2 protein-coding genes are annotated in these 1,657 nt (G+C 44.4%); both read left to right on the top strand.

Annotation, left to right across the window (positions count from 1 at the left end; genetic code table 11):
* Positions 1-866, top strand: an 866-nt coding sequence (locus AC1DUA_RS36595) for a GerAB/ArcD/ProY family transporter (RefSeq protein ID WP_477504400.1), incomplete at its 5' end; no start/stop codon positions are given.
* Between the two features lie 86 nt (positions 867-952).
* A partial coding sequence (locus AC1DUA_RS36590; RefSeq protein WP_477504399.1) for an SDR family oxidoreductase occupies positions 953-1,657 on the top strand: 705 nt, incomplete at its 3' end.

Here is a 1,657-nt window from a genome sequence, read left to right as displayed (position 1 = left end):
GCGGTATTATATCCGTCTTGTATTTGCTGGTATGGATTGTCATTCTTGCAGTGATATTAAAACAATTCAGTATATTTATTACAGGCACGATCATGCCCAGGACGCCCGTTTTTTTAATCCAAATCCCCATGTTTCTCGTTGTGCTCTATCCGACTGTACACGGTGTTGGCGTTATAGCGCGTATTTGTGAATTAACTGGCCCCATCATCTTGATCGGCGTTATAGGACCCATGTTTTTAGCCCTTAATCAACTGGACAGAGATCGGCTGTTGCCGATATATATCGATAACGGCTTATTGCCATTAATGAAAGGAGCRCTGCCAGCGGCTGCCTTCTTAGGCGATTGCATCATGCTGCTGATGCTGATTGCCTTTGTCGCTCAGCGGAAGCAAATTGTTCGCCATGCGGTAGGCGGGGTCATGCTCTCAGGGATTGTAACCCTGATATCCGTTGTTTTCAGCATCTTAATGTTTGGACACAACGTGGCTGCGAATTATACGTATCCAATGCTTATGATCGTTCGTTCGATTTCCATTGGCGGTATCATCGAAAACCTGGATGCCATTGTTGTTACGATATGGATCGCGAGTGTTTTTACCAAATTATCCTTATATTTATTTGTTTCAAGCTACGGAACCTCACAACTATTCGGTATAAAAGATTGGAGAAAAGCGACATGGGCGATTGCAGGTATCGTCTTGCTAGTCTCATTAATTCCTTTCAACTATGAGGAGATCTCCGTAATTTTTCCACTAAAAGTGGCTGTTCCTTATATTTTCCCGATATTCATGGTGGTAGGTCCACTATTGCTGCTCCTATTGGCTCTTATGAAACGGAAGAAGCTCCGTATGCAGCCGAACTCCTAAGGTTTACATATAAGTAATGCCATACGAGCAGACTCATTCAGAATGTTGTAAATGTAACAATCCAAAACAGGGAAGGGATGAAAAGTATGAGTGAACACATGTTGCAAAAAACAGGCATGCATCTTTCGGATTTGAAAAGTAAGGTAGCGCTGATAACCGGGGCTGGTTCAGGTATTGGCCGAGCAACTGCGATTATGTTTGCCCAGCAAGGGATGAAGGTGTGTCTTGTAGATTTGAAAGACGAGCGAGTTGAGCAAACGAAGCAGGAAATAACGAATGCTGGCGGCGAGTGTATCACCGCGGATGTTGATATCGCGGATCCGACCCGCGTTAAGAATGCTTTCGAACAGACGGTGAAAACATGGGGTCGCCTGGATGTTGTTTTCGCCAATGCGGGCATTAATGGCGTCTTGGCGCCTATTGAGGACATGAAGCCAGAGGATTGGGATCAAACGTTATCTGTCAATCTGAAAGGAACGTTCCTATGTGTCAAGTATGCGATTCCTTATTTAAAAGAGCAGGGTGGAAGTATTATTGTTACTAGCTCTATTAATGGCAGCCGGGCTTTTTCCGGATTTGGCATGACGGCTTACAGTTCATCCAAGGCAGGACAGGTAGCTTTTACGAAAATGGCCGCATTGGAACTCGCAAGGTACAAAATCCGGGTTAATGCTATTTGTCCAGGAGCAATTGAAACAAATATCGGTGAGAATACGAAACCGACACCTGATCTCGAGAAAATTAAAATTCCTGTGAAGTACCCAGAAGGAAGTCAACCGTTGGAGCATTCG

Source organism: Paenibacillus sp. 01T422 (genome assembly GCF_056398785.1).
This window is presented reverse-complemented; position numbering and strand designations above follow the sequence as displayed.